This window comes from Acinetobacter calcoaceticus, assembly GCF_016508255.1.
Taxonomy (GTDB): domain Bacteria; phylum Pseudomonadota; class Gammaproteobacteria; order Pseudomonadales; family Moraxellaceae; genus Acinetobacter; species Acinetobacter calcoaceticus_E.
On the sequence record NZ_JADVKT010000016.1, the window covers coordinates 1 to 22835 of the forward strand.

The window sequence follows — 22835 nt, forward strand, 5'->3', positions numbered from 1 at the left end:
GAATTTTTTCATAAATTAAATTAATGAAAAACATTTAAAAACAATAAGAAATAAAGAAAAAATGATCCAAAAAATCCATATATCCATAACACAAATTAAAGTAAAAAAATCATTAGGTTAATTTCACAATATCCTATAAAAAACTTTATTTTATATAAAGACACCACTATCCAAACCAAATAATAAATCAAAGTAATTCACCAAATTAACATTACAAAAAACAAACATCCAAAATATTTATATGAATATATAAAAATAACACTCTTTTTATAAAAAAGGATGGATTATGAAAATAGTAAGATCAAGAAATGGAGTGCTTTATACCCTTTATTCATTATTAAACCCCATTCCATTTGGTTTTTTTGTTGGGGCTTTAATTTTTGATATTACTTATAAAAATACAGGCGAAATATTATGGGCCAATGCAGCGAGTTGGCTGGTTGTACTTGGTCTAATCATTGCCATTATCCCTCGATTAATTAATTTATTTTATGTTTGGTTTCGTCCAATACAAAATATTAGGAAAGTTGAAATAACGGGTTTTTTTCTCTACGGTTTTGCCATAGTGAGCGGAATCTTTAATGCTTTTATACATAGTAGAGATGCGTATGGGATTGTTCCTGCTAACGTAATTCTTTCTTTCATCACTGTTTTATTAATTGGTCTTTATTACATATTTGAATCAACTGCTGGAAATGATGTAGAAGATTAATAGGAAGGGAATATGAAAACTATCTATAAAACCACATTATTTTTTTTAATGAACTTAGCACTATTTGGATGTAGTAAAGAAAACGTTGTTGATCTTGATAAACAGTATGGTGCAAATCCAGAGTTACCAGAAGCCCAAAATTATTTAGTTCCTCCTATGAAAGTTCCACGAGGAGTGGGTTGGGCAGAAAATCAAAAACCTGTTGTCGCACAAGGGTTAAAAATTGAAAAAATTGCCGATGGCTTATTACATCCAAGGCAGCTTTACACACTTCCAAATGGCGATATTTTAGTTGTTGAATCGAATAGCCCTGGTGAAGCACCGACTACGACACCGAAACAGCTTATTGCAAATAAAGTTAAAGGCCTTTCTGGAAAAGGCGGAAAAGGTGGAAACCAAATAACCTTGCTACGACCAACTGAAACTGGCGAATGGAAACGATATGTTTTCTTAAAAAATCTCTACTCTCCTTTTGGTGTACAGCTCATTGGTGACTCTTTATACGTTGCTAATACAAACAATGTCACTAAATATCATTATGTAGAAGGCTCAACTTCCATTAATGAAACGGGCACGGTTCTAGCAGATTTACCAGACACGATTAACCATCATTGGACAAAATCTTTAGTCGCCAGTAAAGATGGAACCAAGCTATATGTTGGCGTAGGTTCGAATAGTAATATTGGTGAAAAAGGTTTAGCTGTTGAATATCGCCGAGCAACTGTACTTGAAGTTGATGTACTTACGGGCGCTAGTCGGATCTATGCAAGTGGAATACGAAATCCAACAGGTTTACAAATAGAACCCGAAACCAATCAACTTTTTGCCATAGTAAATGAGCGAGACGAAATTGGTGGAAGTTTAGTCCCTGACTATCTAACTGCTGTACAAGATAAAGGTTTCTATGGATGGCCTTATAGTTATTTTGGTCAGCATTTAGATACACGTGTAAAACAACAGCGTCCAGATTTGGTTAAAAAAGCAATTAAGCCAGATTATTCATTAGGCTCGCATGTTGCACCTTTAGGTTTATGGTTTGCATCGGAAACAACAAATCTTGGTGATCAATTTAAAAAAGGCGCTTTTGTAAGTAATCACGGTAGTTGGAATAGAACACCTCTAAATGGTTATAACGTTGTGTTTGTCCCCTTTATAAATGGTAAACCAACAGGAATACCTAAGACTGTAGTGAGTGGTTTCTATTCTCAAGATCAAAAGAGTTTGTATGGCGCACCTGTAGGCCTAACACAAGATCGCTCAGGCGCTTTACTGGTTGCAGATGATGTCGGAAATATCATTTGGCGAGTAAGTATGCAATAAACTCTAATTAAATTGAGTATAACTTTACATGCTCAAATTTAAGCTGACATTCATTCTTTTTTACTTGATTGGCAGTTTAAATTTGAGCAATTCTTTTGAGAGTACACAGCCCTAAAAATAGCCTGATCATCATTAGATCAAAATATATCCATTGCAACGTCAACACTAGGTGTAAATAAATTTATATTTTCTTGCACTCTATCTATTTTTATGTATGATTGAGTAATCACTCAATTAAAATGTTTGTATATGGCTCGTCCTCGTAGTGAAGATAAACGTAATGCAATTTTAAGTGCTGCTATTGAAACATTGGCAGAGCTTGGAGAGCGTGCGTCTACCTCAAAAATTGCTAAAGTCGCTGGCGTGGCAGAAGGTACTTTATTTACCTATTTTAGTAATAAAGAAGAACTGCTTAACCAGTTATATCTTTCGCTAAAGGCCGAACTTCGTCAGGTTATGATGGATGGTTACCCTACTCAATCAGACCTGCAAACACAAATGTCACATATCTGGCAAAGCTATTTGGACTGGAGTTTGGATGCCCCACAAAAACGTAAAGTGATGGCACAGCTGTCAACCTCTGAACAAATTACTGAACAGAGTAAGCAAATTGGCATGCAAACCTTTTGTGACCTGACCCAAAACATTCAAGACCGTATTAACGATGGCAAATTAAGAGATTACCCACCGTTATTTATTGCTTCAATTTTAGGTGCGCTTGCCGAAGTTACACTGAATTTTATTGCCCAAGACCCTTCCCAAGCCGAGCGTTATCGCAAATCTGGTTTTGAAGCGTTTTGGCATGCTGTCTCGATATAGATAAAAGTTAAGGATGCACGGCGTCCTTATTTTTGAATGAATTAATGAGTGATTAAATACTCATTTAAATTAATCTAAATAAGCACTTAGCCCAAGTTCTTATTTGCACATATAGGTTTGTTCCAATAAAGGAAAAACAAGATGACTATTTCAAATACAACAGAGCTACCTTCTCCCTTAATGCCATCTCAGCAACAAAATGGTAAATTTAGAAATACACGCCCGAACCAGCACAAACCGTCTTTCGGAAAAACACTGGGGTTAATGTGGAAATTTTTATTTAACAAACCAAAAGACACGGTACCTAACCGAAGCATTCCTGTTTTAAGTTTGTCAAAAGAACAACTTTTGAGTGCGCCTGATCGTTCCCTATTTCGTCTTGGGCATTCAACCATCTTGTTAAAATTACGTAATGAGTTTTGGTTAACCGACCCTGTTTTTTCAGAACGTGCCTCGCCTTTTCAGTGGATTGGCCCGAAACGTTTTCACCAACCGCCTATTAACATTGCCGACTTACCGCCCATTAAAGGCGTGATCTTATCGCATAACCACTACGACCATTTGGACTATCACGCGGTTATGCAGCTTAAAGATAAAGTCGAGCATTTCTTAACGCCTCTTGGCGTGGGTGACACACTCATTCGATGGGGAGTGCCGGCAGAAAAGGTTCAACAACTCGACTGGTGGGACACTACCCATGTAGATGGGCTTGAACTGGTTGCTACCCCTGCCCATCACTTTTCTGGTCGAGGCATGGGTGATAGCAATGCAACGCTTTGGGCATCTTGGGTGATTATTGATAATGATCTACGGGTGTTTTTTAGCGGAGACACGGGTTATTTCGATGGTTTTAAAGAGATTGGACATCGTTATGGTCCCTTCGATCTTACCATGCTAGAAACTGGAGCTTATGACCCTGAGTGGCCCGATGTTCACATGCAACCCGAGCAAACGTTGCAAGCGCATATTGATTTAAAAGGACGTCATTTGTTGCCTGTACATAACGGGACTTTTGACTTAGCGCTGCATGCTTGGGACGACCCGTTTGAACGAATTGTCGGATTGGCTAAACAAAACGAGTTAGCGATTAGTACGCCTCAGATGGGTGAAGTATTGAATTTAAACGAGCCAAATGTCGAAAATTATTGGTGGCGTTCGTAGGTTCAAGAAATTATTTGGAGAGTAAAATTCATTCTTTTACTCTCCTATCTTAAATTTTTAACTTGTTTTATGTGCCTTCCAAGGAAACTTAACAGTGCACAAAACAAAAACTAGAAATAAAACTTGAGAAATATACATATAATTGAACAAGTCTCGACCAACTTTTAATATAATCCAAGTGTTATGAATGACATCACTAAATATAATTAAAAAAGTTAGAATTAAACCAATACGAGGTCTATAAAATAGAAGAATTGCTGCAATTGGATCGATAAAAGTTAAAGATGTCCAATAAATACAAGTAAATAGTGGTAAATTGTTATAATCCCAAAACAAACCATGTATCAAAACTGTTTGCAAATGGTTGAACCCTGCACCGATAAGACAAACTGCATAAATACATCTAACAATAAATTCAGTTTTCAAAACAACTCTCTTATTCATCATCGTGCTATGTAAAAAATATTTTTATTTAAGTAGGATGTTTTAAATACATCCAAATAAAACAATATATTAAAATTAATTATAATCTTTTAAGTAGTACCTTTATGCCCAGTTTTTAATTTATTTTAAACTGAATAAAGAAAATGTAGTGGAGTTAACCACCACATTTTCAAATATAAGAAGTTAAACATTTAAAGTTTCTATTATCGCTAAAGCTGTTTTTTTAGCAGAAAATGGGTTTTGTCCCGTAATTAAGTTGCCGTCTTTAACAACATGAGGCGCAAATGGAACAAAAGCCTTTTCATAATGAGCGCCGTATTCTTTAGCAAGCTCTTCGGCATTATAGGGAACCTTTTTAGCGACACCCGCCAAAACTTCCTCACTCCAAGCAAAGCCAGTTAACTTTTTACCCTCTATAAGACGTTTACCATTTGAAAGCCGTACATTGAGTAAGCCGCAATAGCCGTGGCAAACACTTGAAACAATGCCACCTTTTTCATAAATGTTTTTGGTGATTTCTTGTAGTTCCGGGTTATCTAAGAAATCCCACATCACGCCATGACCGCCCGTGTAGTAAATCACGTCATAATCTTGCCAATTGATATCTGAAGGTTTATGGGTGTTGGCCAGTAAAGTCATAAATGCTTGATCATCTTCTCTCGCTTTTACCGATTTATCGGCAACTAAAGCGCCTAATGATTTTGGTTCAATCGGCGTTTTTCCACCATTTGGACTCACAATATCTTGAATATAATCTTGTTTTTCGAACTCATCATAGGCATGAGTAAGTTCACCTAACCATAGACCTGTCGGTTCATCTACATCTTTATAGCGTGAAATATTGGTCACGACATGTAATACGCGTTTAGACATTTTTTCACCTCATTCTTGATATTTATAATTCTATTCTTTAGTCCATCAAAGCATAGAAACCTGTTACTGAAAGTGTGTGCTTGGTAAAGTTATGAACCTTGCTTTTACAACACTATAAGTCTAAAGTTACCTTGAATGTTAAGAGAGTATGTGGCTATGAATATTAGCGAGTTATCGAAACTAAGCGGTTTAACGACCCCTACAATTCGTTATTATGAACAGATTAAGCTCTTGCCTAAAGCAAAAAGAAAATCGAATGGCTACCGCGAATATACCGATAACGATTTAAAGCAACTCTCTTTAATTCAACAGGCCCAGCAAGTCGGGTTTTCTTTGGCAGAAATTAAAGCCTTTTTACCGTCAAAAGTTGCCACTTGGAACCATGATGCCCTCATCCAAACACTTGAATCCAAAATTGAAGAAATAGAACTTTTAGAACAGAAACTCAAAGTTAGTAAGCAAAATTTACGCAATATGGTCGAAGCTATTAATAACAAACCAGATGAAATTACATGTGAAGAAAATGCAGAACGACTCATGAATCTCTATTACGACAAAGCAAAATCACCGTAATTTCTTAGAGACCTATTGACCTTAAAGTACGCTTTAAACATACGATGGATAACAGGTGATTGATGAGGAACCTGTCATGTTTAAAGTTTGGGATTTTCAGCGTTGGTTAACAATTATTTTTGCCATTTTTTTAACTTCAAATATGGTACATGCCGCCGAGTCAGATAAGACTCAAAGCCTTGCCAAAGCAAATGGAAAAATTTTAGTCATAATGACTAATCACTCGGCTTACCCTTCCCGTGCGGACAAAACAGGACTTTGGTTAACTGAACTCACCCATTTTTACGATGTGGCATTAGCTGCTGGCTATGAAATGGATTTTGTAAGTCCTTTAGGTGGTCAGGTTCCCTTAGATGAACGTAGCTTAAAGTCTATTTACTTAGATAAATCAGCGCGAGATCATTTAGCCGACCCAACATTTATGCAGCAGTTAAAGACAACATTAGCTCCAAATGCCATTAATCCTAAACAGTACAAAGCCATTTACTATACTGGTGGTCACGGAACTATGTGGGATTTCCCAAACAATAAAGCCTTGCAAAACATTAGTGAACAGATCTATCGCCAAGGTGGAATAGTTTCAGCGGTATGTCACGGCGTGGGTGGTTTATTGCCTTTGCAGGATGAAAATGGCAAACCTTTAATTGCAGGTAGAACCGTTACTGGTTTTGCAAATATTGAAGAAACGCTGTCTGGTATTAAGTCTCAAGTTCCTTTTTCTCTACAAAATGGACTCATTGAACGTGGAGCACACTACAAACAAGCATTTATTCCTTTTACCTCGTATGTGGTTTCAGACGACAGAATTATTACGGGACAAAACCCTCAGTCGAGTAAAGAAATCGCCGAAGCGGTCATTAAACGTTTAAGTACCCTTCGATAAATCAAAAAAGAGGAATTACAGGGTTGGTCTGTAATTCCTCTTTGATGTAAAAATATTAGCTTATCTTTTGATAGTGAAGACCAATTGCGCCAGAAGCAAAGGTTTTGTTTTCGATGAGTTTAAGATTGGACTTTTCCTGAACGCCTTGAAATAAGGGTAATCCACTACCAATCAGAACTGGAGAAATCGTAATTTTATATTCATCAATTAAATCAAGTTGCATCAGATAGTGCGCGAATCGAGGACTCCCCAAAATCACCATATCCTTACCCTGCTTCTGTTTGAGTCTATTAATTTCTTCTTCGACATGATCTTTTACAAGTCTGGAATTATTCCACTCAACTTTATTTAAGGTTGTAGAGAAAACAATTTTTTCTGTCTTTTCAATCCATTCTGCATGATTTCGTTCATGCTCCGAAGCTGCTGGATTTGAAAGCATAGATGGCCAATAACTATGCATCATCTGGTAAGTCGCACGCCCCCAAATGACCGTATCGACAGTACTCAAAATTTCTTTTGCATGATTTGCCAAATCGGCATCGTAGGCAATCCATCCAATGTCCATTGCCCCTTTTGGACCTTCTACAAAACTATCAAGAGATGCATGTAGAAACAGTATTAGTTTTCTCATTATTTACATTCCTTTGAGCATAAAATATGTATACATTTTAGTATATTCAATTTGAATTATTTCTTATGGAGTGTTTTGTTTTCTGTTTTTATTTGGGTCTAAATAAAGCTGTATTCTTTTGAAATATTTATAAATTTTATGAATAACCCGAATAAGAGTGATTCCTTATTCGGGACGATCTATAAACATACTGTTTTAATAAAGGCTTTGTTAAGTAATGGTTAGTGGGCCAGAACCCGGAAGTTCAGTTACTAGCTTATAGCCCATCAATTTTGCAGGAGTATATGTACCGCCTTTCACGGTATTTTTGAGTAAATAATTTACCACTGTCAGTGAACCATTGACTGTAAGGCTATACGCATTTTCCGTTTGGATACGGGCAGTTTTGATTTCCCCACGTGAGTTTCTGGCTTCACCCCACACATAGGTCGGCACTTTTGCACGGAGTTCCTCATTTGGCCCCACAACCGTTTTTTCAATACGTGACTTAATAAACTTCTGTACTGCTTTTAGTTTTAATACTGGGCGTAGATAGTTCATCATTTTCGCGCCAAAAATCATTTTGGGAAATGCGGGTACAAATACTTCAATGTTTGGAATGCCTGTTGTATAGAACGCTGTAGAGACGTCTCCCCACGGAACACTCATAGCACTTTTTTTACCGTCACCAAAATCAATAGTTCGGACGTAGTGCGCTAATGGAACGGTGGTAATTTTTCCGTTTTTACGAATTTTCCCACCTTCGGCCATACCTTCAGTACTTGTTTTAGCAGTACCCGGTGAAAACCCTGTTCTAGAGTCAAAACCAAGTGCTATATGCGTCGCATCTGGTAATGCTTCTTTCAAGGCAGCAGCAACACAGTCTGTCGGGATTACATCGAAACCAACACCCGGACAAAGCACAATATTGGCTTTTTCAGCTTGGCTGTTAAGTGACTGTGCCAATTCAAACACAGCGATTTCACCAGTAATATCTAGATAGTGAGCACCCGCTTTTATACAAGCCTCCATCATGGGTTTTGATGTCGCTGAAAATGGCCCTGCACAGTGCATGACCAATTTAAAGTCTTTGAGGTGCTCACTGACCGCCTCTACGTTATCAAGCCCAAAAGCTTGATAGCCAAGTCCTAACTCTTGAGCTAATGTTTCAATCTTAGCTTCATTACGACCAGCCAAAGTTGGTTTTAGACCTTGGCGTACAGCTTCACGAGCGATTAATTCGCCCGTGTAGCCATTTGCCCCATAAATTATCCAATTTGAATTATTACTATTTGTCATAACACAACGCTCTTATTAAGAAGTAAATGAATAATCACGCATGCCTTTTTTATATTGGCGGGTACGACATGACATAGCTGATTGTTGCAAAATTAAAGCCCAAGCTGGTGAAACATTTGGTTTTGTTTTTTTACCAGAACTTAAATTACGTAACTGGAATTTGACCACAGCCATATTGGCAAGTGAAGCGAATGTTTTATTATTCCATGTAATTGGCTTGAGTTCAGGTGAAACATTTTTTCCTTGTTTCCAAGCATTTGGCAAATTGGGTTCAATTGCCAAAGCTGTAGCAATCCCCACCATATCTACACCGCTTTCAACCACTTTTTCTGCCACCTGTTTACGGCGTATGCCACCTGTAACCATAACAGGCATTTTGGCAACTTTACGAATCTCTTGTGCAAATTCTAAAAAGTAAGCTTCACGAGCAAGTGTGCGGCCATCACGCGCTTGCCCTTGCATTGCAGGTGCTTCATAACTACCGCCTGAAAGTTCAACCAAATCAACTGCATGCTCATTTAACATTTTAACCACTTGTTGAGCATCTTCAGCACTAAATCCGCCACGTTGGAAATCGGCTGAATTGAGTTTTACCGCTACAGTAAACTGAGGTGAAACTACTTTACGAACTGCTTCAACAATTTCAATTAATATACGAGCACGGTTTTCTAAAGAACCACCCCAGCGATCTTGGCGTTTATTACTGAGTGGAGAAAGAAACTGACTTAATAAATAACCATGTGCCGCATGAATCTCTACTCCAGTAAATCCTGCTTTTTCGCCTAAACGCGCTGTGTTTGCAAAACGCTGAATCACCTCTGCAATCATAGATTCGTTCATTTCGATGGGCGTATTAAAGCGGTCTGACATTTTTCCTAAATCTAAAGCAACAGCAGAAGGCGCCCATGTTTGTTGCCCTAAATTTGACTGCATTTGACGACCGGGATGATTAATTTGAAGCCAAACCTGAGCGCCTTTTGAACGGCTGATTTGCGCCCATTTTTTAAAAGTATCGAGATGCTTTTCATCTTCAAGCACCACACCTCCCGGCCCAGTCATTGCTCGGCGGTCTACCATCACATTTCCAGTAATAATTAGCCCTACACCACCATTTGCCCAAGCTTGATATAAACGCATTAACTCTTCTGAAGGTGCATGGTTTAAATCAGCCATGTTTTCTTCCATTGCCGCTTTAGCAATGCGGTTAGGAACACTTGAACCATTTGGAAATACTAATTTTTCGAACACTTTCATTGGAATGACCTCATTCAGTATGGCTTTACTTTAAGATTAAAGCTAACTTTAATGTCAACACCTTTTAATATTTATCTCATTAATATTTTGAATTTATTAATTTTTATATAAAAAAAGAGGCACTCGATATGCCTCTTTTTAAAGTCTAAACGCTTTTAATTATTCACGAATAAATGCCAACAAGTCCGCATTAATCACATCATGGTTTACGGTTAACATACCGTGAGAAAAACCTGGATAGATTTTGAGTTGGCTATTTTGAAGCAATTCAGCAGATTTCACGCCAGAAGTTTTATAAGGCACGATCTGATCGTCATCACCATGTAAAACCAAAACAGGAATGGTGATTTTCTTTAAGTCTTCGGTGAAGTCAGTTTGTGAGAATGCCACAATACCGTCGTAATGCGCTTTGGCACTACCTGTCATGCCCTGACGCCACCAGTTAGCAATAATACCTTCAGATGGTTTCGCATCTGGTCGGTTAAAACCATAGAATGGACCAGATGGAAGGTCTCGGAAAAATTGCGCACGGTTGGTGAGAACTTGATTTTGCAGGTCATCAAAAACTTCTTTTGGTAAACCTTCTGGATTATTTTCAGTTTTAACCATAAGCGGCGGTACTGCGCTGACAAGCACAGCCTTTTTAACGTTTTCTTGACCATGGCGAGCAATATAGTGAGCCACTTCACCACCACCTGTTGAGTGGCCAATATGAATTGCATTTTTAATATTTAAATGCTTCACCACTTCTGCAACGTCATCTGCATAGTGGTCCATATCGTGACCATCCCACACTTGACTTGAACGCCCGTGCCCACGGCGGTCATGGGCAACTACACGAAAACCTTCTTTAAGGAAAAAAAGTAATTGAGTATCCCAATCATCTGAACTTAAAGGCCAACCATGATGAAAAAATAATACTTGGGCATCGCGTGGACCCCAATCTTTATAGAAAATTTCTACGCCGTCTTTTGTGGTTACATATCCCATCTTTGTTCTCCTGCTGAAACTCTGTTTCTCGATCGTTATAAGGGTTTGAATGTTTATACTAGGCTTAAAGTTAGCTTTAAGGTCAACAGTCTCTACTTATTTTTCATAATAAAATTTATATGAAGATGCTACTCAACTTTGTATCTTTTTAATCTTTAATTGTTTTTATTTTAAATATTAAAGATTTGGCATATCAAAATTAAAGCCTTGACTTTAAAGTTAACTTTAATCTTATAGTGCCCATATTGGCTATAAATTAATATGTCTTTAGAGGGACAATGTAGCTACTCGGTCATTTAATGTTAAAGGTGAGCTCTCATGAATATAAAACAACAGTTTACTGAGGTTGAATTTGGGCAACAAAAAGTCAAAGTACCCAAAGGTGGTTATTACGACCGTTTTAGAATGAACCCTGATCTAGATGAAGTTGCTCAAGATCCAGCTGCTGGCAATATCGATTTTTTTCGTAATATTCCTAAAAAAATTGTGGAGTCGCGTGTAGGTCCGGTCTGGGCACCTAACTTTTATTATCGTAGTGCAAATGTACAGCTTTTAATGCTTGCTCCAATTAAGCATATTAAGGCAAAGCTTCCATCTGCTTTAACGCCGTTACAACCATTTCCAGGTTATGGATTGGTCGCCGTCACGTTCTTTACATATTCGGTTTGTGATAATGATCCATATAACGAAGTGTCGATTGCGATTGTTGTACGCAAACCAAATGCACATGGACCACACATTGCAGAATTAATGAAATCGATGCGTGAACGTCATTTTTATGCACATGTTTTAGCGTTACCTGTCGATACAGAAATTGCGAGAGTCCGTGGTGTATATGGCTACCAACTACCAAAATGGTTAACTAAAATTGAAGTGGACATAAACCCTAAAGAAGTTCAAGCCAATATTTCCGATGTTAATGGCACATTAGATTTAAGCCTAAAAATGCCTGTGCCGACTTTAAAACATGTTGATTCTGAAACACATATCAACAAAGCCACCATGCTACATATCGTTGATGGAAAATGGCACCAAACAGAAGTGCAATCTAATATTCTTTCCTTTGCGCAAAAGCTTTTTCCTAAGAAAATACAAATTGTGAAAAATGAGGGTCCCTTAACCAAGTTGCTAAATGAATTAGGTGCTTCAAAAATTCTACGTTTGGATGTTATTGAAGATGCTCAGGTAGTATTAAATCTACCAGTGAAAATTTAGTAATCCATTACTTAATAAGGTTAGAGTGGTTAAGCTAGATATAGCTGTAAGACTAAAGTTATCTTAAAGTATTTAAAGCGTATTATTAAAGAAAGATATATTTTCTTACTTCACTTTATCTTGCTCGCCATTGCCTTATTTAATTTGCCTTTTGTTCAAAGCCCTGATATCAAATGGTTGAATGTCTCTAAGATATTTACTACATATTTTTAGTTATAGTTTCCATTTTAGGAGAGTTGTTCTGTCATCTATTTAACAATATAATTTTAAAGCTTGAAGATTCAGATGGTTTTTTATTATTATAACTACACAATTTTAAAAAAAATGGGGCAAACAATGTCAAATCAATTTGATTTTGTTTCTATAAAGAAAAAAGCTAATGTCCACTATGAAGGTCGTTCAATTAGTCATGTAATTGAACTTGAAGATGGTACCAAAAAGACTCTAGGAGTTATCCTTCCAACAGATAAATCTTTAACATTTAAAACCCATGTTCCCGAACGCATAGAAATCATTTCAGGAAAATGTAGTGTTCAAATTGGCGATGATCCTGAAACTAAAATTTATTCAAGTGGTGAATCTTTTAATGTCCCTGAAAATAGTAAATTTAGAATTATGACAGATGAAGTGATTGATTATGTCTGCCATTTAGAATAAATAAATTAAAAATTATTTCCCCTATAAATGTTCACCTAGAGTATATAAACAGATAAGGTAAACCCTTATCTGTTTATAAATAAATTAAGCAACATCTTCCTTAGATTTTATCTCTTCTAACATATTTACCAATTTAGTTAAGTTTTGCTCTGGATCTAACCACCAATCTACCGTCCAAACCGATAAAACTTCCCAGCCTAATCCATTTAAAACTGTTGGTCTAAGTTGATCTCGATCTCGTGCAGTCGCTGCTTTAGCATAGTTTTCACCATCCACAATAATACCTGCAATATAACTACCCGAATTCAAATCATCCTTAATCGCTAAATCTACACAACTATCCCCCTGACCTATTCCAATATCAACACTCCAGCCTTGTTCTTGTAGCTTAGTTTGTAAGTACTGCACGAATTCTTTTTTACTCTGCTGTTTACTTTGATCCGAATAATTTAAATGCAACTGACCACTTCGAGCAAAAATGAGGAAGTCTTTTAGATCTCTTACACCCTCACTATTGGTACGCGCCAAGTTAATTTCTTCTGGACTCAAGGCAGAGAAAACATGTAACCCTTGACGAGCACGAGTAATTGCTACATTTAGACGGCGCTGACCACCTTGGCGATTAAGCGCACCAAAATTCATTGATAACCGACCATCCTGATCTTTAGCATAGGTAATTGAGAAAATGATAATATCGCGTTCATCTCCTTGTACATTTTCTAAATTCTTAACGAATAAAGGTTCAATCCCCGACTTGCTCAATGTCTCTAACTCAGGATGATTTGCAAGTTCATTATCCAGCAAATCTTCAATTAGCTTTTGTTGGGTCATATTGAAAGTTACAACACCGAGAGTCAGAGGGTTCTCTTGCCCTAGCTGAGACTGTAAATGCTGAATAATAAATTCAACAATTGCTTTAGCTTCATTACTATTGGTACGTGTATCTCCTTTGTCGTATACACCATCAACCCTATGCAGTTTTACAGCAGTATCTTTGGCAACTGGTGCAGGGAAAGTAAATAAACCACCTTTGTAATATTTCTGATTACTAAACTGAATAAGACTTTCATAACGACTACGGTAATGCCAGTTCAAAACTAATTCTGGTAACTGAGCAGCAAGACATTCATCTAAAATACTTTCTAAGTCTTCAGTTACTTCCTCATCAACCTCTTCTTCAGAATCTCCCTTACCAAAGAAACTTGTTGGTGGCATTTGTTTATTATCGCCCACCACAATGGACTGCTTACCTCTCGCCAAAGCACCAATCGCATCCCATACGGGAATCTGTGATGCTTCATCGAAAATCACTACATCAAATTTTGCTTCAGTATCCAGATATTGAGCAACTGATAACGGACTCATTAATAAACAAGGTTTTAATCCAACTAACACATCAGGAATCTGACGCATTAATTCGCGTACAGGAATATGACGGCGTTTCTTACCTAATTCTTTATTGAGAACAGTCCACTGTGCCTTATGTTTATCTTGTTCACTAAAAATAGCATTCCAACGATGAATAATCTCATGACTCGCAGCAAGCTGGTGATCTCTATCTTGCTGTGCAAAGGTCTGGATTTTCTGTTCATGCTGTTGACTGTTGAACTGATTTAATTCAGGGTGTTGACTAAATTGATGAGTAATCCAGTGTCTCGCTAAATTAATATTCAAGCGCTTTAAAGCAGCATCCAGCTCCAATGGAGTATCTAAAAGTTCAAAGGCCAAAGGTTTTAACCCCTGTTGAATCAACTTGCTCTTTATAGCCTGCCAATTTAACCAATGTCTCCAAGATGAACTGTGTTGTTGCAATTGCTGCTGTCTTTCAATAATTTCATTAAAATTAATATCTAGATATGGAGTAAGTTGAGCATCATTTTTTAATGCATGGTCATTCAGCAATTGACTGAATGTATTTTCCACTTGAGCTATGTTTTGTTTTATTTCATCCAAACTATTATTTTTACTAAATTCCACAACTTTTAATAAAGTTGCTTGATCAGTAATTTTTGAAGCCACTATCTGCTTAATTTCTTGCCACTGATGGTGAATAGTTTCAAAACTTTGCCATGCGCTATCTTCCCCCTGCCAGTAAGAACCAAATTTACTCGCCAACTGATTTTCATATTCAGTGAACTGTTTTTGTTGACTTTGGATATGTTGCAAAATTGGTAAGTCATGTGCAACCGCCAAAGCTGTAGGACGTTGAGTAGAGCTTTGATAAGTTTTGACTAAGTTTCTCAGCTGGAATTTAGCAAACCATGAGAATGGGAAAATTTTTGATTCTGCTTCACGCCATTTAAAGGCAATTTGACTTAAATCTGCTTGATAGATTTGAGATTGATATTGTCCAACTAACGAAGAACGCTGCTGTCTTAAATCTTGGACTAACTGCTTCGCTTGCGTAATAGTGTTTAAATCTAAATCTTTAATAATACTTAGTAATTTTAAATCGGTTTGCTGAACAAGATCAGATAATGCCGTAAAAATAGAAACATCATGTTTAACCTGACTCAGATTTTGCTTTTCACCAAACCCGAAAACTTCTTGCCAAGTAGAAACTGAATTTTGCAAACGTTGTATTTGGTCTACAAGTTGATCTTGTAATATTTGATATTGTTCTTGCCATGCTAGGCTCCAAATCGGCTCAGCCAAACCTTCTGCAAAACCATCTAATATCTGTTTAGCATTTTCGTTAACTAACTGACGTAAACCGATGGCTTGTGTCACGGTCTCATTCAGTAACTCACGTTTTTCTGCTGTCAATGTTGCAATACTGATATCAGGAAAACGTAAATGCGGTGTATCCCGATAACGAAGTTCATCACTCATTGCTGCATACAAACTCCAACCAATAGGATGTGATGTATGCAGGTTTTTTACATGTTGATTCAGTTCATCACGGGTTTGAATAAGTCTATCTGAAAGCTTCTGCCATTCTGTTGTTTTAGGTTGAGTACTAAGGAAGTAAGGATCATTATTTTTCTGCGCTCTTTCTCTCAGTTGATCAAGTACTTCCATTTTTTGAGATTTTGATGAGTGTAGCTGCAAGCACAATTCACTTAAGCCAATTTGTGTCAGACGACGATAAACGACTTCTAATGCAGCCATTTTTTCAGAAACGAATAACACCGATTTACCATCTGCCAAACATTGAGAAATCATATTGGTAATAGTCTGTGACTTACCTGTACCAGGAGGACCTGATAACACAAAAGTACGCCCCAATGCTGCGGACATGACTGCTGCCAGCTGCGAAGAATCAGACGATAATGGCGTAAATAATTGTTGTGGCTTATATTGTTGGTCTAATTGAGCAGGTTGCGGGAATTCATCTTGTTTAATAAAAGGTTCCCGTGGGGATTCAATCAGATGATTTACCACAGATTGATTTTTTAGTTGATCCATCCGTGAAGACAAATCAAGCCACATTAAATATTTTGAGAATGAGAACTGACCAATTGCAGCCTCAGCTTTTACTTCCCATCCTGCTATATTTACAATCGCCTTTCGTACAATATGTAAAACCTTATTAACATCTATGCCAGAATCATCTGTTGGTAAAGGATTTAAGCCCGCAATATCAAGTTCAAAATCCTGTCTTAATAATTGTAGTAAAGTAGAGTTAAAACGTGGCTCATCATCATACATAAATAGACGATAACCTGTTTTAGCTGTCTCACGCGTAATCTGTACAGGAATGAGGAGTAAAGGTGCTTTAAATGTACGTTTCGAGCGTTCGGACTCTCTCCACTCAAGAAAACCAACCGCAAGAAATAATGTATTAGCTCCGCCTTCCTCTAAAGCAGTACGGGAAGCACGATAGACTTCAATCAAGCGTTTTTCTAATAAAGGTGTATCTAAAGGACTAAATAATAATTTTCTAGAAAGGTTTTCATCAACGTATTGATTAATATGCTGGCTTTCGTTGTCGCGCTGAACATCTTTTAGAGAAATACTATCCACACTTTTAAATAAGAAACCTTCCTGATTTGCTAGAGCATCTTCAAGTTTGCTAAGTGTTAACTCAGAACACTGTAATGGGATGCTGTAACGATTATCTTTAAAATTTAAGAGTTTGTTACGAAGGCTTAAATCCAATAAACGGCGTAACCAACGATCAACACGTGTGGCTTTGTTTTCAAGAGGGCGCTCATTATCGTAAACAGGAATAGATGCCGTCGCCCATTCAATCTCTGTATCATCCAAATGATTTTTCTTTTCCAGATTTGCAGAAATCGGCTTAATACCACGTAAACGGGATTGACGAACATCTATCGCAAGATAAAACTTATTCTGACGAGATTCATCCTTTATATATTGTTTTGCAGTTTCTAGCGCAGTTGTAAATTTTCCTTGTTGTGTAAGCAACGTGGTTTCAATAAAGACTATCTCACCTAAATCATAACGTTTTCTTAAAGCTTGGATATCATCAATGATCAAGTCAACATTTGGCGTCTCATTTAACCAAACACCAAGATACGAATGTCCTTCTTCAATAATAAGTAAAGTATCTAAGCCTATTTGTTCAGCCAAAGCACTTAAAAGTATTGTCGTGTCTAAACAACATGCTAACTTTTCTTCAAAAATCTGCTTTGCCAAACGGATTCGTTGGCCCGATTTAACAAAGCTTGCTGGGTTAACAATGTAATGAATATCTTGTTCCAATAAAGATTCCCACAACGTATTCAGCTGAGATAAAACAGAATCTCGATCTCGGTCTTGATAACCACTTAATGAACCTAATTGTTTTGATTTTAGAATTTCACTCGCTTTAACTAAAATTGGGCTGAGAGCAGATGCATTCGGCTGTGAAAAACTTGCCAATAACTCAATTGGCTGACGCTCGCCACCCCATGTATCAATCGTTAATACATCAATTTCTAACTGCTGTTCTGCAAGAACCTCTTCTCTTTCATTCAGCCAAAGTACTTCAACACTACCTTTCATATTTTCAGGCAGCTCTTGTAACATTTGAATATTAAAAGCTAATTTTGGCTTATCGAGAGCCAAGACTTGATTAGCTTCCAAGCTTGCAATATGAATAGTATGTTCTTTGAAATATTCAGGGTTAGAACGAATAATAATCCGTGAACCAGAAACTGTTTCAGTTGAAGAAATTAGAACATGTCGAATTAGGGGTACTGAATTTTGTTGTAGAACAAAACTCAAAGCTGAAGCACAATCAACTTTTAATGAATATTCAGGATTAGTTTGTTGTTTATTATCAATTTCTGACACTATTGACCCCTATCTATTTTATTAAATCTAATTAAAGATATGCTAAAAAACTAAAGTTAGAATATTAAATGATTTATGTTTTATTTTAAAATTAAACAATCAGCAATATTCAACATTTCTTAGGTGAAAAAAGTGAATTCTTAGCCTTTTTAAATTAAGAAACTAAATAAAAAGTCCATTTTAACTACGCTTGAAAGTTTGAGTTTAGAAGTACCTTTAAAGCGTAGTTAATGAGGCCATTATTAATAAATTTAAATTAAAAGACCTTTTTTACAGACACTGTAAAAGTCGAATCAATCGGATTTGAAATAAGCGCATCTGCTTCACCATTACTATACTTTTTATAGTAACTATTTTTATCCCATGCTTTGGTATAAGCCAATCCTGCACTCCAGCCATCACCTAAATCTTTAATGAGTTCAGCTTTAACATCTTGAAAATTAGATTCTGAGAAATTTTTAATTCGTTCATACCCATAATGAGCACCAAAAGTCCAACTTTCATTGATGGGCTGGGTAAAGTTTAAGTCTAAATAACTTGATCCTCTGGAACGTTTACCAACAGGTCCTCCCATGGTATTTGAGTTATAACCTGCATAATTTGGCGTATAGGTAATAAAATATTTAAGGGTGAAAGGCCCATAACCAATTTGAGGTACGATTTCGCCATAGTTATAGCTGGTGCTACCTGTTTCTGGTGTACTTCTCGCATCTGGATAGTAGTAATAAAAAACTGTCATTCCAGCCGAAAACTTATCGAAAGTTTTTATATAACCTGTATAAAAATCCCACTCAACGGAAGCATCCCGCAGATAGTTTGAACTCACACTCGATGCCCAAGTTCCAACAAAAAAGCCATTCGGGTTAATATAATCTAGGCCACCTTGCAAGGCTGGTTTACCCCAAGTTTGTTGGAAACCACGTGAAATATATTGGCTAGCAAAAGTAACATTCGCGCTATAAGGAGAGGTTTTTTCTTGTTCATTTAATTGTTCAGCATGTACAACACCTGTAGTCATAATGAGAGAAGCGACGCCTAAAATTTTTCTCATCTAATAATTCCTTTTAAATATTACCTATAGGTTTAAAGTTTTTAAAATAACATGATAAGTTGTTTAAAACGTATTAAAAATTTACAAATTCAAATTTCTGGACACATCTTCTTGACTATAGATTTCTTCAATGCAGTCTAAAATTTTAGGAATATACGAACTTTGATCCATGTTGCGCATGGATAGAGAAATGGGACTATAGGCTTCTAAGTCCAAGATATTTAAGTAAGTTAAATTCTTCATTCCTATATCACAGGCACTTTCAGGAATAATACAAATACCCTCGCCAGATGCCACCAAACCAAGTGCCATATGAATTTCTCGGACTTCTGTCAGTTTGGCTGGAATTAAGCCTAACTTGGTAAATAAAGCTTGAATGGTGGTCGAAAAATTAGGCTTAGGCGTGGTTGGATAAGAAAAAATAGTCTCATTAATGATTTGAGATAAGTAAATTCCTGAATCTTGAAATTCACTTAATGGATGCTTTTTATGAATCGCGAGTTTTAATTTTTCTTTTCTAAGCAAAAGTCGCTTGATCGCTGGGTCACTAATAGGGAGTCGGCCAAAACCTAAATCGATTTTGCCTAATTTTAGAGCTTCTACCTGATCTCGAGTTCCACATTCAATAAGCTCGACATGAATATCAGGATTTTTTTGTCTAAATAGATAAATGACTTGTGGCAAGCGTCCGTAAAGAAGCGAACTCACATAGCCAACTTTGACAATATTTTCTACCAACTTTAATTTCTTAGCCATCGAAGCCGCTTGGGCCGTATGCGTTAAAATTTGAACGGCATGTTGATAAAAAAACAAACCTGCTTCTGTCACTTTTAATGGACGTGAGCCTTTCACAAACAAATCAATGCCTAACTCTTCCTCTAGTTTTTTGATTTGACGTGTTAAAGGTGGCTGGGCAATAAAAAGCTTTTCAGCTGCTTTTGTCAGGCTTTGTTCTTCAACAACGGTAACAAAATAACGTAGATGTCTTAATTCCATTAATATACCTTTTTAGTATCTTAAAATACCGTTCTATATCTATTTTAGGCTATTACATTCTTCTATGGTATGTAAACAAGTTCGTAATAGTTGAAACTTCATGTATAGAACCATAGAAACCATACTTGTGGATATTCCAACTATCCGTCCTCACCAGTTGTCTGTGACCACCATGCGTACTCAGACTTTGGTGCTCGTTAAAATTACGACCATGGATGGTATTGTCGGTTGGGGTGAAGCGACCACCATTGGTGGACTGAACTATGGTGAAGAAAGTCCTGAAAGTGTCAAAGCCAATATTGATACTTACTTTGCACCATTACTCACTTCGGTTAAAGATTTAAACGTTGCACAAACACTAAAACTGATTCGTAAGAATATTAATGGTAACCGTTTTGCGAAATGTGCCATTCAGACTGCCCTACTTGATATTCAGGCAAAACGACTAGACGTGCCATTAAGCGAAGTTTTAGGTGGACGTCTGCGTAACAGTTTACCTGTACTTTGGACACTTGCGTCTGGCGACACAGAAAAAGATATTGCTGAAGCTCGAAAAATGATTGAGTTGAAACGTCATAACACGTTCAAACTCAAAATCGGCTCACGCCCTTTACAACACGATGTTGACCATGTCATTGCAATTAAAAAAGCACTCGGTGCAGATATTAGTGTACGTGTTGACGTAAATCGTGCATGGTCAGAGCTGGAATGTATTCAAGGTATTCAGCAACTGCAAGATGGCGGAATTGATTTAATTGAGCAACCTTGCGCTATTCAAAATACTGAAGCGCTTGCTCGTTTAACACGCCGTTTTGATGTCGCAATCATGGCAGATGAAGCTTTAACAGGCCCTGACAGCGCGTACCGTATTGCAAAAAGCCATGGTGCTGATGTATTTGCAGTAAAGATTGAACAATCTGGTGGTCTGATCGAAGCATGTGAAGTTGCCAAGATTGCAGGTTTAGCTGGCATTGATCTTTATGGCGGCACCATGCTTGAAGGCCCTGTAGGTAGTATCGCTTCTGCTCATGCATTTGCGACCTTTGAAACATTAGCCTTTGGCACTGAATTATTTGGTCCGTTATTACTTACTGAAGAAATTTTAAAAGAACCACTGCGTTACGAAAACTTTGAATTGCACTTGCCAACGGCTTCGGGCTTAGGCATTGAAATTGATGAAGATAAAGTTGAGAAGTTACGTCGTTAAGGCAACAGGATAAGGAGTTTCCCATGTTATTTCATGTACGTATGGATGTGCATATTCCACTTGATATGCCAGCCGACAAAGCAAATGAAATTAAGGCCGTTGAAAAAGCCTATTCGCAAGACTTACAACGTCAAGGCAAATGGCGTCATATCTGGCGAGTTACAGGTCAATACTCAAACATCAGTATTTTTGATGTAGAGAGCAATGAAGAATTGCACAATATTTTACAAGGTTTGCCGCTTTATCCTTATATGAATATCGAAGTGATGGCCCTCAATCGCCACCCTTCCTCTGTTCGTGATGATGATTCGTAAACCAAAATAATTTTTTAAATGTGATTCCTGAAGTCCATTTAAAACTAAGCATATTTATTCAGAAGGTAACAAGGAACGTGGCAGCAACTATTCGCTAGCAAAATAAAATGCCCGCAACACTGCCACCCAAAACCGTATTGCATACTTAAGGAGCTTTAGTATGAACCGTCAACAAATTGATGCGCTTGTAAAACAAATGAATGTCGACACTGCAAAAGGCGAAGTCGATGCACGTGTTCAACAAATTGTAGTGCGCCTTCTTGGGGATTTATTTCAAGCCATTGAAGATTTAGATATCCAACCTTCAGAAGTATGGAAAGGTTTGGAATATTTTACCGATGCAGGTCAAGCAAACGAACTTGGTCTTTTGGCAGCTGGCTTAGGTTTAGAGCACTATCTTGATTTACGTGCAGATGAAGCTGATGCAAAAGCTGGCGTTACTGGCGGCACACCTCGTACGATCGAAGGTCCACTTTATGTAGCGGGCGCGCCTGAAACCGTTGGTTTTGCTCGTATGGATGATGGCACTGAGTATGGCAAAATCGCTACCTTAATTATTGAAGGTACTGTGACTGATACTGATGGCAATATCATTGAAAATGCTAAAGTTGAAGTATGGCATGCCAACAGTTTGGGTAACTACTCATTCTTTGATAAGTCTCAATCTGACTTTAACTTACGCCGTAGTATTTTGACTGATGCTGATGGTAAATATGTTGCATTAACCACGATGCCTGTAGGTTATGGTTGCCCACCAGAAGGTACGACTCAAGCCCTTCTTAACAAGTTAGGCCGTCATGGTAACCGTCCATCTCACGTTCACTACTTCGTTTCTGCACCAGGTTTCCGCAAGCTTACGACTCAATTCAACATTGAGGGTGACGAGTACTTATGGGATGACTTTGCTTTCGCAACTCGCGACGGACTAGTAGCAACAGCAGTTGATGTAACAGACCCAGCGGAAATTCAACGCCGTGGTTTAGATCATGCTTTCAAACACATCACATTCAACATTGAACTTGTGAAAGATGCAGTTGCTGCACCTTCAACTGAAGTTGAACGTCGCCGCGCTAGTGCTTAATTGAAAGTATATGTGAGTTAAAAGTTCGCTTTTGACTCACAAAACTTATTTCATTTATTACTACCATTAAGAATTTTAAATAAATTTTTAGCGGTAGTAATACATCACGTTACCTCTTGCTCTAAGGTTTCTCAC

20 protein-coding genes are annotated in these 22835 nt (G+C 37.3%); 11 read left to right on the forward strand and 9 right to left on the reverse strand.

Going from position 1 to position 22835, the window contains the following annotated elements; all coding sequences use genetic code 11:
* Positions 1-286: 286 nt before the first annotated feature.
* The 4 genes from I5515_RS17285 to I5515_RS17300 all read left to right on the forward strand — a co-directional run bounded on the left by I5515_RS17285 (position 287) and on the right by I5515_RS17300 (position 4012).
* On the forward strand, positions 287-712 hold the full coding sequence (locus I5515_RS17285; RefSeq protein WP_199968981.1) for a DUF2231 domain-containing protein: 426 nt from the start codon (positions 287-289) through the stop codon (positions 710-712).
* Between the two features lie 12 nt (positions 713-724).
* A complete protein-coding gene (locus tag I5515_RS17290; RefSeq protein WP_199968983.1) occupies positions 725-2032 on the forward strand; it encodes a PQQ-dependent sugar dehydrogenase in 1308 nt (435 codons plus the stop codon).
* Positions 2033-2281: 249 nt separating this feature from the next.
* Entirely contained in the window at positions 2282-2851 is a 570-nt protein-coding gene (locus I5515_RS17295) for a TetR/AcrR family transcriptional regulator (RefSeq protein ID WP_199968985.1), read from the forward strand.
* A 141-nt stretch (positions 2852-2992) separates the two neighbouring features.
* Complete coding sequence (locus I5515_RS17300) at positions 2993-4012, forward strand: MBL fold metallo-hydrolase (protein ID WP_199968988.1); 1020 nt, start codon at positions 2993-2995, stop codon at positions 4010-4012.
* A 57-nt stretch (positions 4013-4069) separates the two neighbouring features.
* Here the strand turns inward: I5515_RS17300 and I5515_RS17305 are convergent, their stop codons facing one another.
* Together I5515_RS17305 and I5515_RS17310 are read right to left on the reverse strand one after the other, a co-directional pair.
* Complete coding sequence (locus tag I5515_RS17305; protein WP_199968990.1) at positions 4070-4438, reverse strand: hypothetical protein; 369 nt, start codon at positions 4436-4438, stop codon at positions 4070-4072.
* A 201-nt stretch (positions 4439-4639) separates the two neighbouring features.
* Positions 4640-5329, reverse strand: a complete 690-nt coding sequence (locus tag I5515_RS17310) for a type 1 glutamine amidotransferase domain-containing protein (protein ID WP_199968992.1) — start codon at positions 5327-5329, stop codon at positions 4640-4642.
* A 156-nt stretch (positions 5330-5485) separates the two neighbouring features.
* Between I5515_RS17310 and I5515_RS17315 the strand changes: the two genes are divergently transcribed.
* On the forward strand, positions 5486-5902 hold the full coding sequence (locus I5515_RS17315; RefSeq protein WP_199969018.1) for a MerR family transcriptional regulator: 417 nt from the start codon (positions 5486-5488) through the stop codon (positions 5900-5902).
* Between the two features lie 76 nt (positions 5903-5978).
* Positions 5979-6785 (forward strand): type 1 glutamine amidotransferase domain-containing protein, encoded by an 807-nt coding sequence (locus I5515_RS17320; protein ID WP_199968994.1) that lies wholly within the window; start codon positions 5979-5981, stop codon positions 6783-6785.
* A 55-nt stretch (positions 6786-6840) separates the two neighbouring features.
* Here I5515_RS17320 and I5515_RS17325 read toward each other — a convergent pair whose 3' ends face one another.
* The 4 genes from I5515_RS17325 to I5515_RS17340 all read right to left on the reverse strand — a co-directional run bounded on the left by I5515_RS17325 (position 6841) and on the right by I5515_RS17340 (position 10938).
* On the reverse strand, positions 6841-7416 hold the full coding sequence (locus I5515_RS17325; protein WP_199968996.1) for a dihydrofolate reductase family protein: 576 nt from the start codon (positions 7414-7416) through the stop codon (positions 6841-6843).
* 210 nt (positions 7417-7626) lie between these two features.
* Positions 7627-8694, reverse strand: coding sequence for a saccharopine dehydrogenase family protein (locus I5515_RS17330; protein ID WP_199968998.1), 1068 nt, complete (start codon positions 8692-8694; stop codon positions 7627-7629).
* Positions 8695-8709: 15 nt separating this feature from the next.
* Entirely contained in the window at positions 8710-9948 is a 1239-nt protein-coding gene (locus tag I5515_RS17335) for an NADH:flavin oxidoreductase/NADH oxidase family protein (protein WP_199969000.1), read from the reverse strand.
* Positions 9949-10107: 159 nt separating this feature from the next.
* Positions 10108-10938 carry an alpha/beta fold hydrolase gene (locus I5515_RS17340; protein ID WP_199969001.1) on the reverse strand — a complete coding sequence of 277 codons (831 nt, stop codon included), beginning with the start codon at positions 10936-10938 and terminating at the stop codon, positions 10108-10110.
* Between the two features lie 318 nt (positions 10939-11256).
* Between I5515_RS17340 and I5515_RS17345 the strand changes: the two genes are divergently transcribed.
* Together I5515_RS17345 and I5515_RS17350 are read left to right on the forward strand one after the other, a co-directional pair.
* Positions 11257-12153 (forward strand): acetoacetate decarboxylase family protein, encoded by an 897-nt coding sequence (locus tag I5515_RS17345; RefSeq protein ID WP_199969003.1) that lies wholly within the window; start codon positions 11257-11259, stop codon positions 12151-12153.
* A 336-nt stretch (positions 12154-12489) separates the two neighbouring features.
* Positions 12490-12810 (forward strand): pyrimidine/purine nucleoside phosphorylase, encoded by a 321-nt coding sequence (locus I5515_RS17350; RefSeq protein WP_199969006.1) that lies wholly within the window; start codon positions 12490-12492, stop codon positions 12808-12810.
* A gap of 84 nt (positions 12811-12894) precedes the next feature.
* On the opposite strand, the gene I5515_RS17355 is transcribed toward I5515_RS17350, so the two are convergent.
* The 3 genes from I5515_RS17355 to I5515_RS17365 form a co-directional block, all read right to left on the reverse strand.
* Positions 12895-18051 carry a DUF4011 domain-containing protein gene (locus tag I5515_RS17355; RefSeq protein WP_199969008.1) on the reverse strand — a complete coding sequence of 1719 codons (5157 nt, stop codon included), beginning with the start codon at positions 18049-18051 and terminating at the stop codon, positions 12895-12897.
* Between the two features lie 256 nt (positions 18052-18307).
* Positions 18308-19102, reverse strand: a complete 795-nt coding sequence (locus I5515_RS17360; RefSeq protein WP_199969010.1) for a TorF family putative porin — start codon at positions 19100-19102, stop codon at positions 18308-18310.
* An 81-nt stretch (positions 19103-19183) separates the two neighbouring features.
* Entirely contained in the window at positions 19184-20098 is a 915-nt protein-coding gene (locus I5515_RS17365) for a LysR family transcriptional regulator (RefSeq protein WP_199969012.1), read from the reverse strand.
* 100 nt (positions 20099-20198) lie between these two features.
* On the opposite strand from I5515_RS17365, the gene I5515_RS17370 reads away from it, so the two are divergent.
* The 3 genes from I5515_RS17370 (at position 20199) to catA (ending at position 22700) form a co-directional block, all read left to right on the forward strand.
* Positions 20199-21305: a muconate/chloromuconate family cycloisomerase gene (locus I5515_RS17370; protein ID WP_199969014.1), complete on the forward strand. Its 1107-nt coding sequence runs from the start codon at positions 20199-20201 to the stop codon at positions 21303-21305.
* Positions 21306-21328: 23 nt separating this feature from the next.
* The gene (gene catC, locus I5515_RS17375; RefSeq protein WP_003651954.1) at positions 21329-21619 is read left to right on the forward strand and encodes a muconolactone Delta-isomerase; all 291 of its coding nucleotides are present in this window, start codon (positions 21329-21331) and stop codon (positions 21617-21619) included.
* 160 nt (positions 21620-21779) lie between these two features.
* A complete protein-coding gene (catA, locus tag I5515_RS17380) occupies positions 21780-22700 on the forward strand; it encodes a catechol 1,2-dioxygenase (protein WP_199969016.1) in 921 nt (306 codons plus the stop codon).
* The last annotated feature ends 135 nt before the right edge of the window (positions 22701-22835 follow it).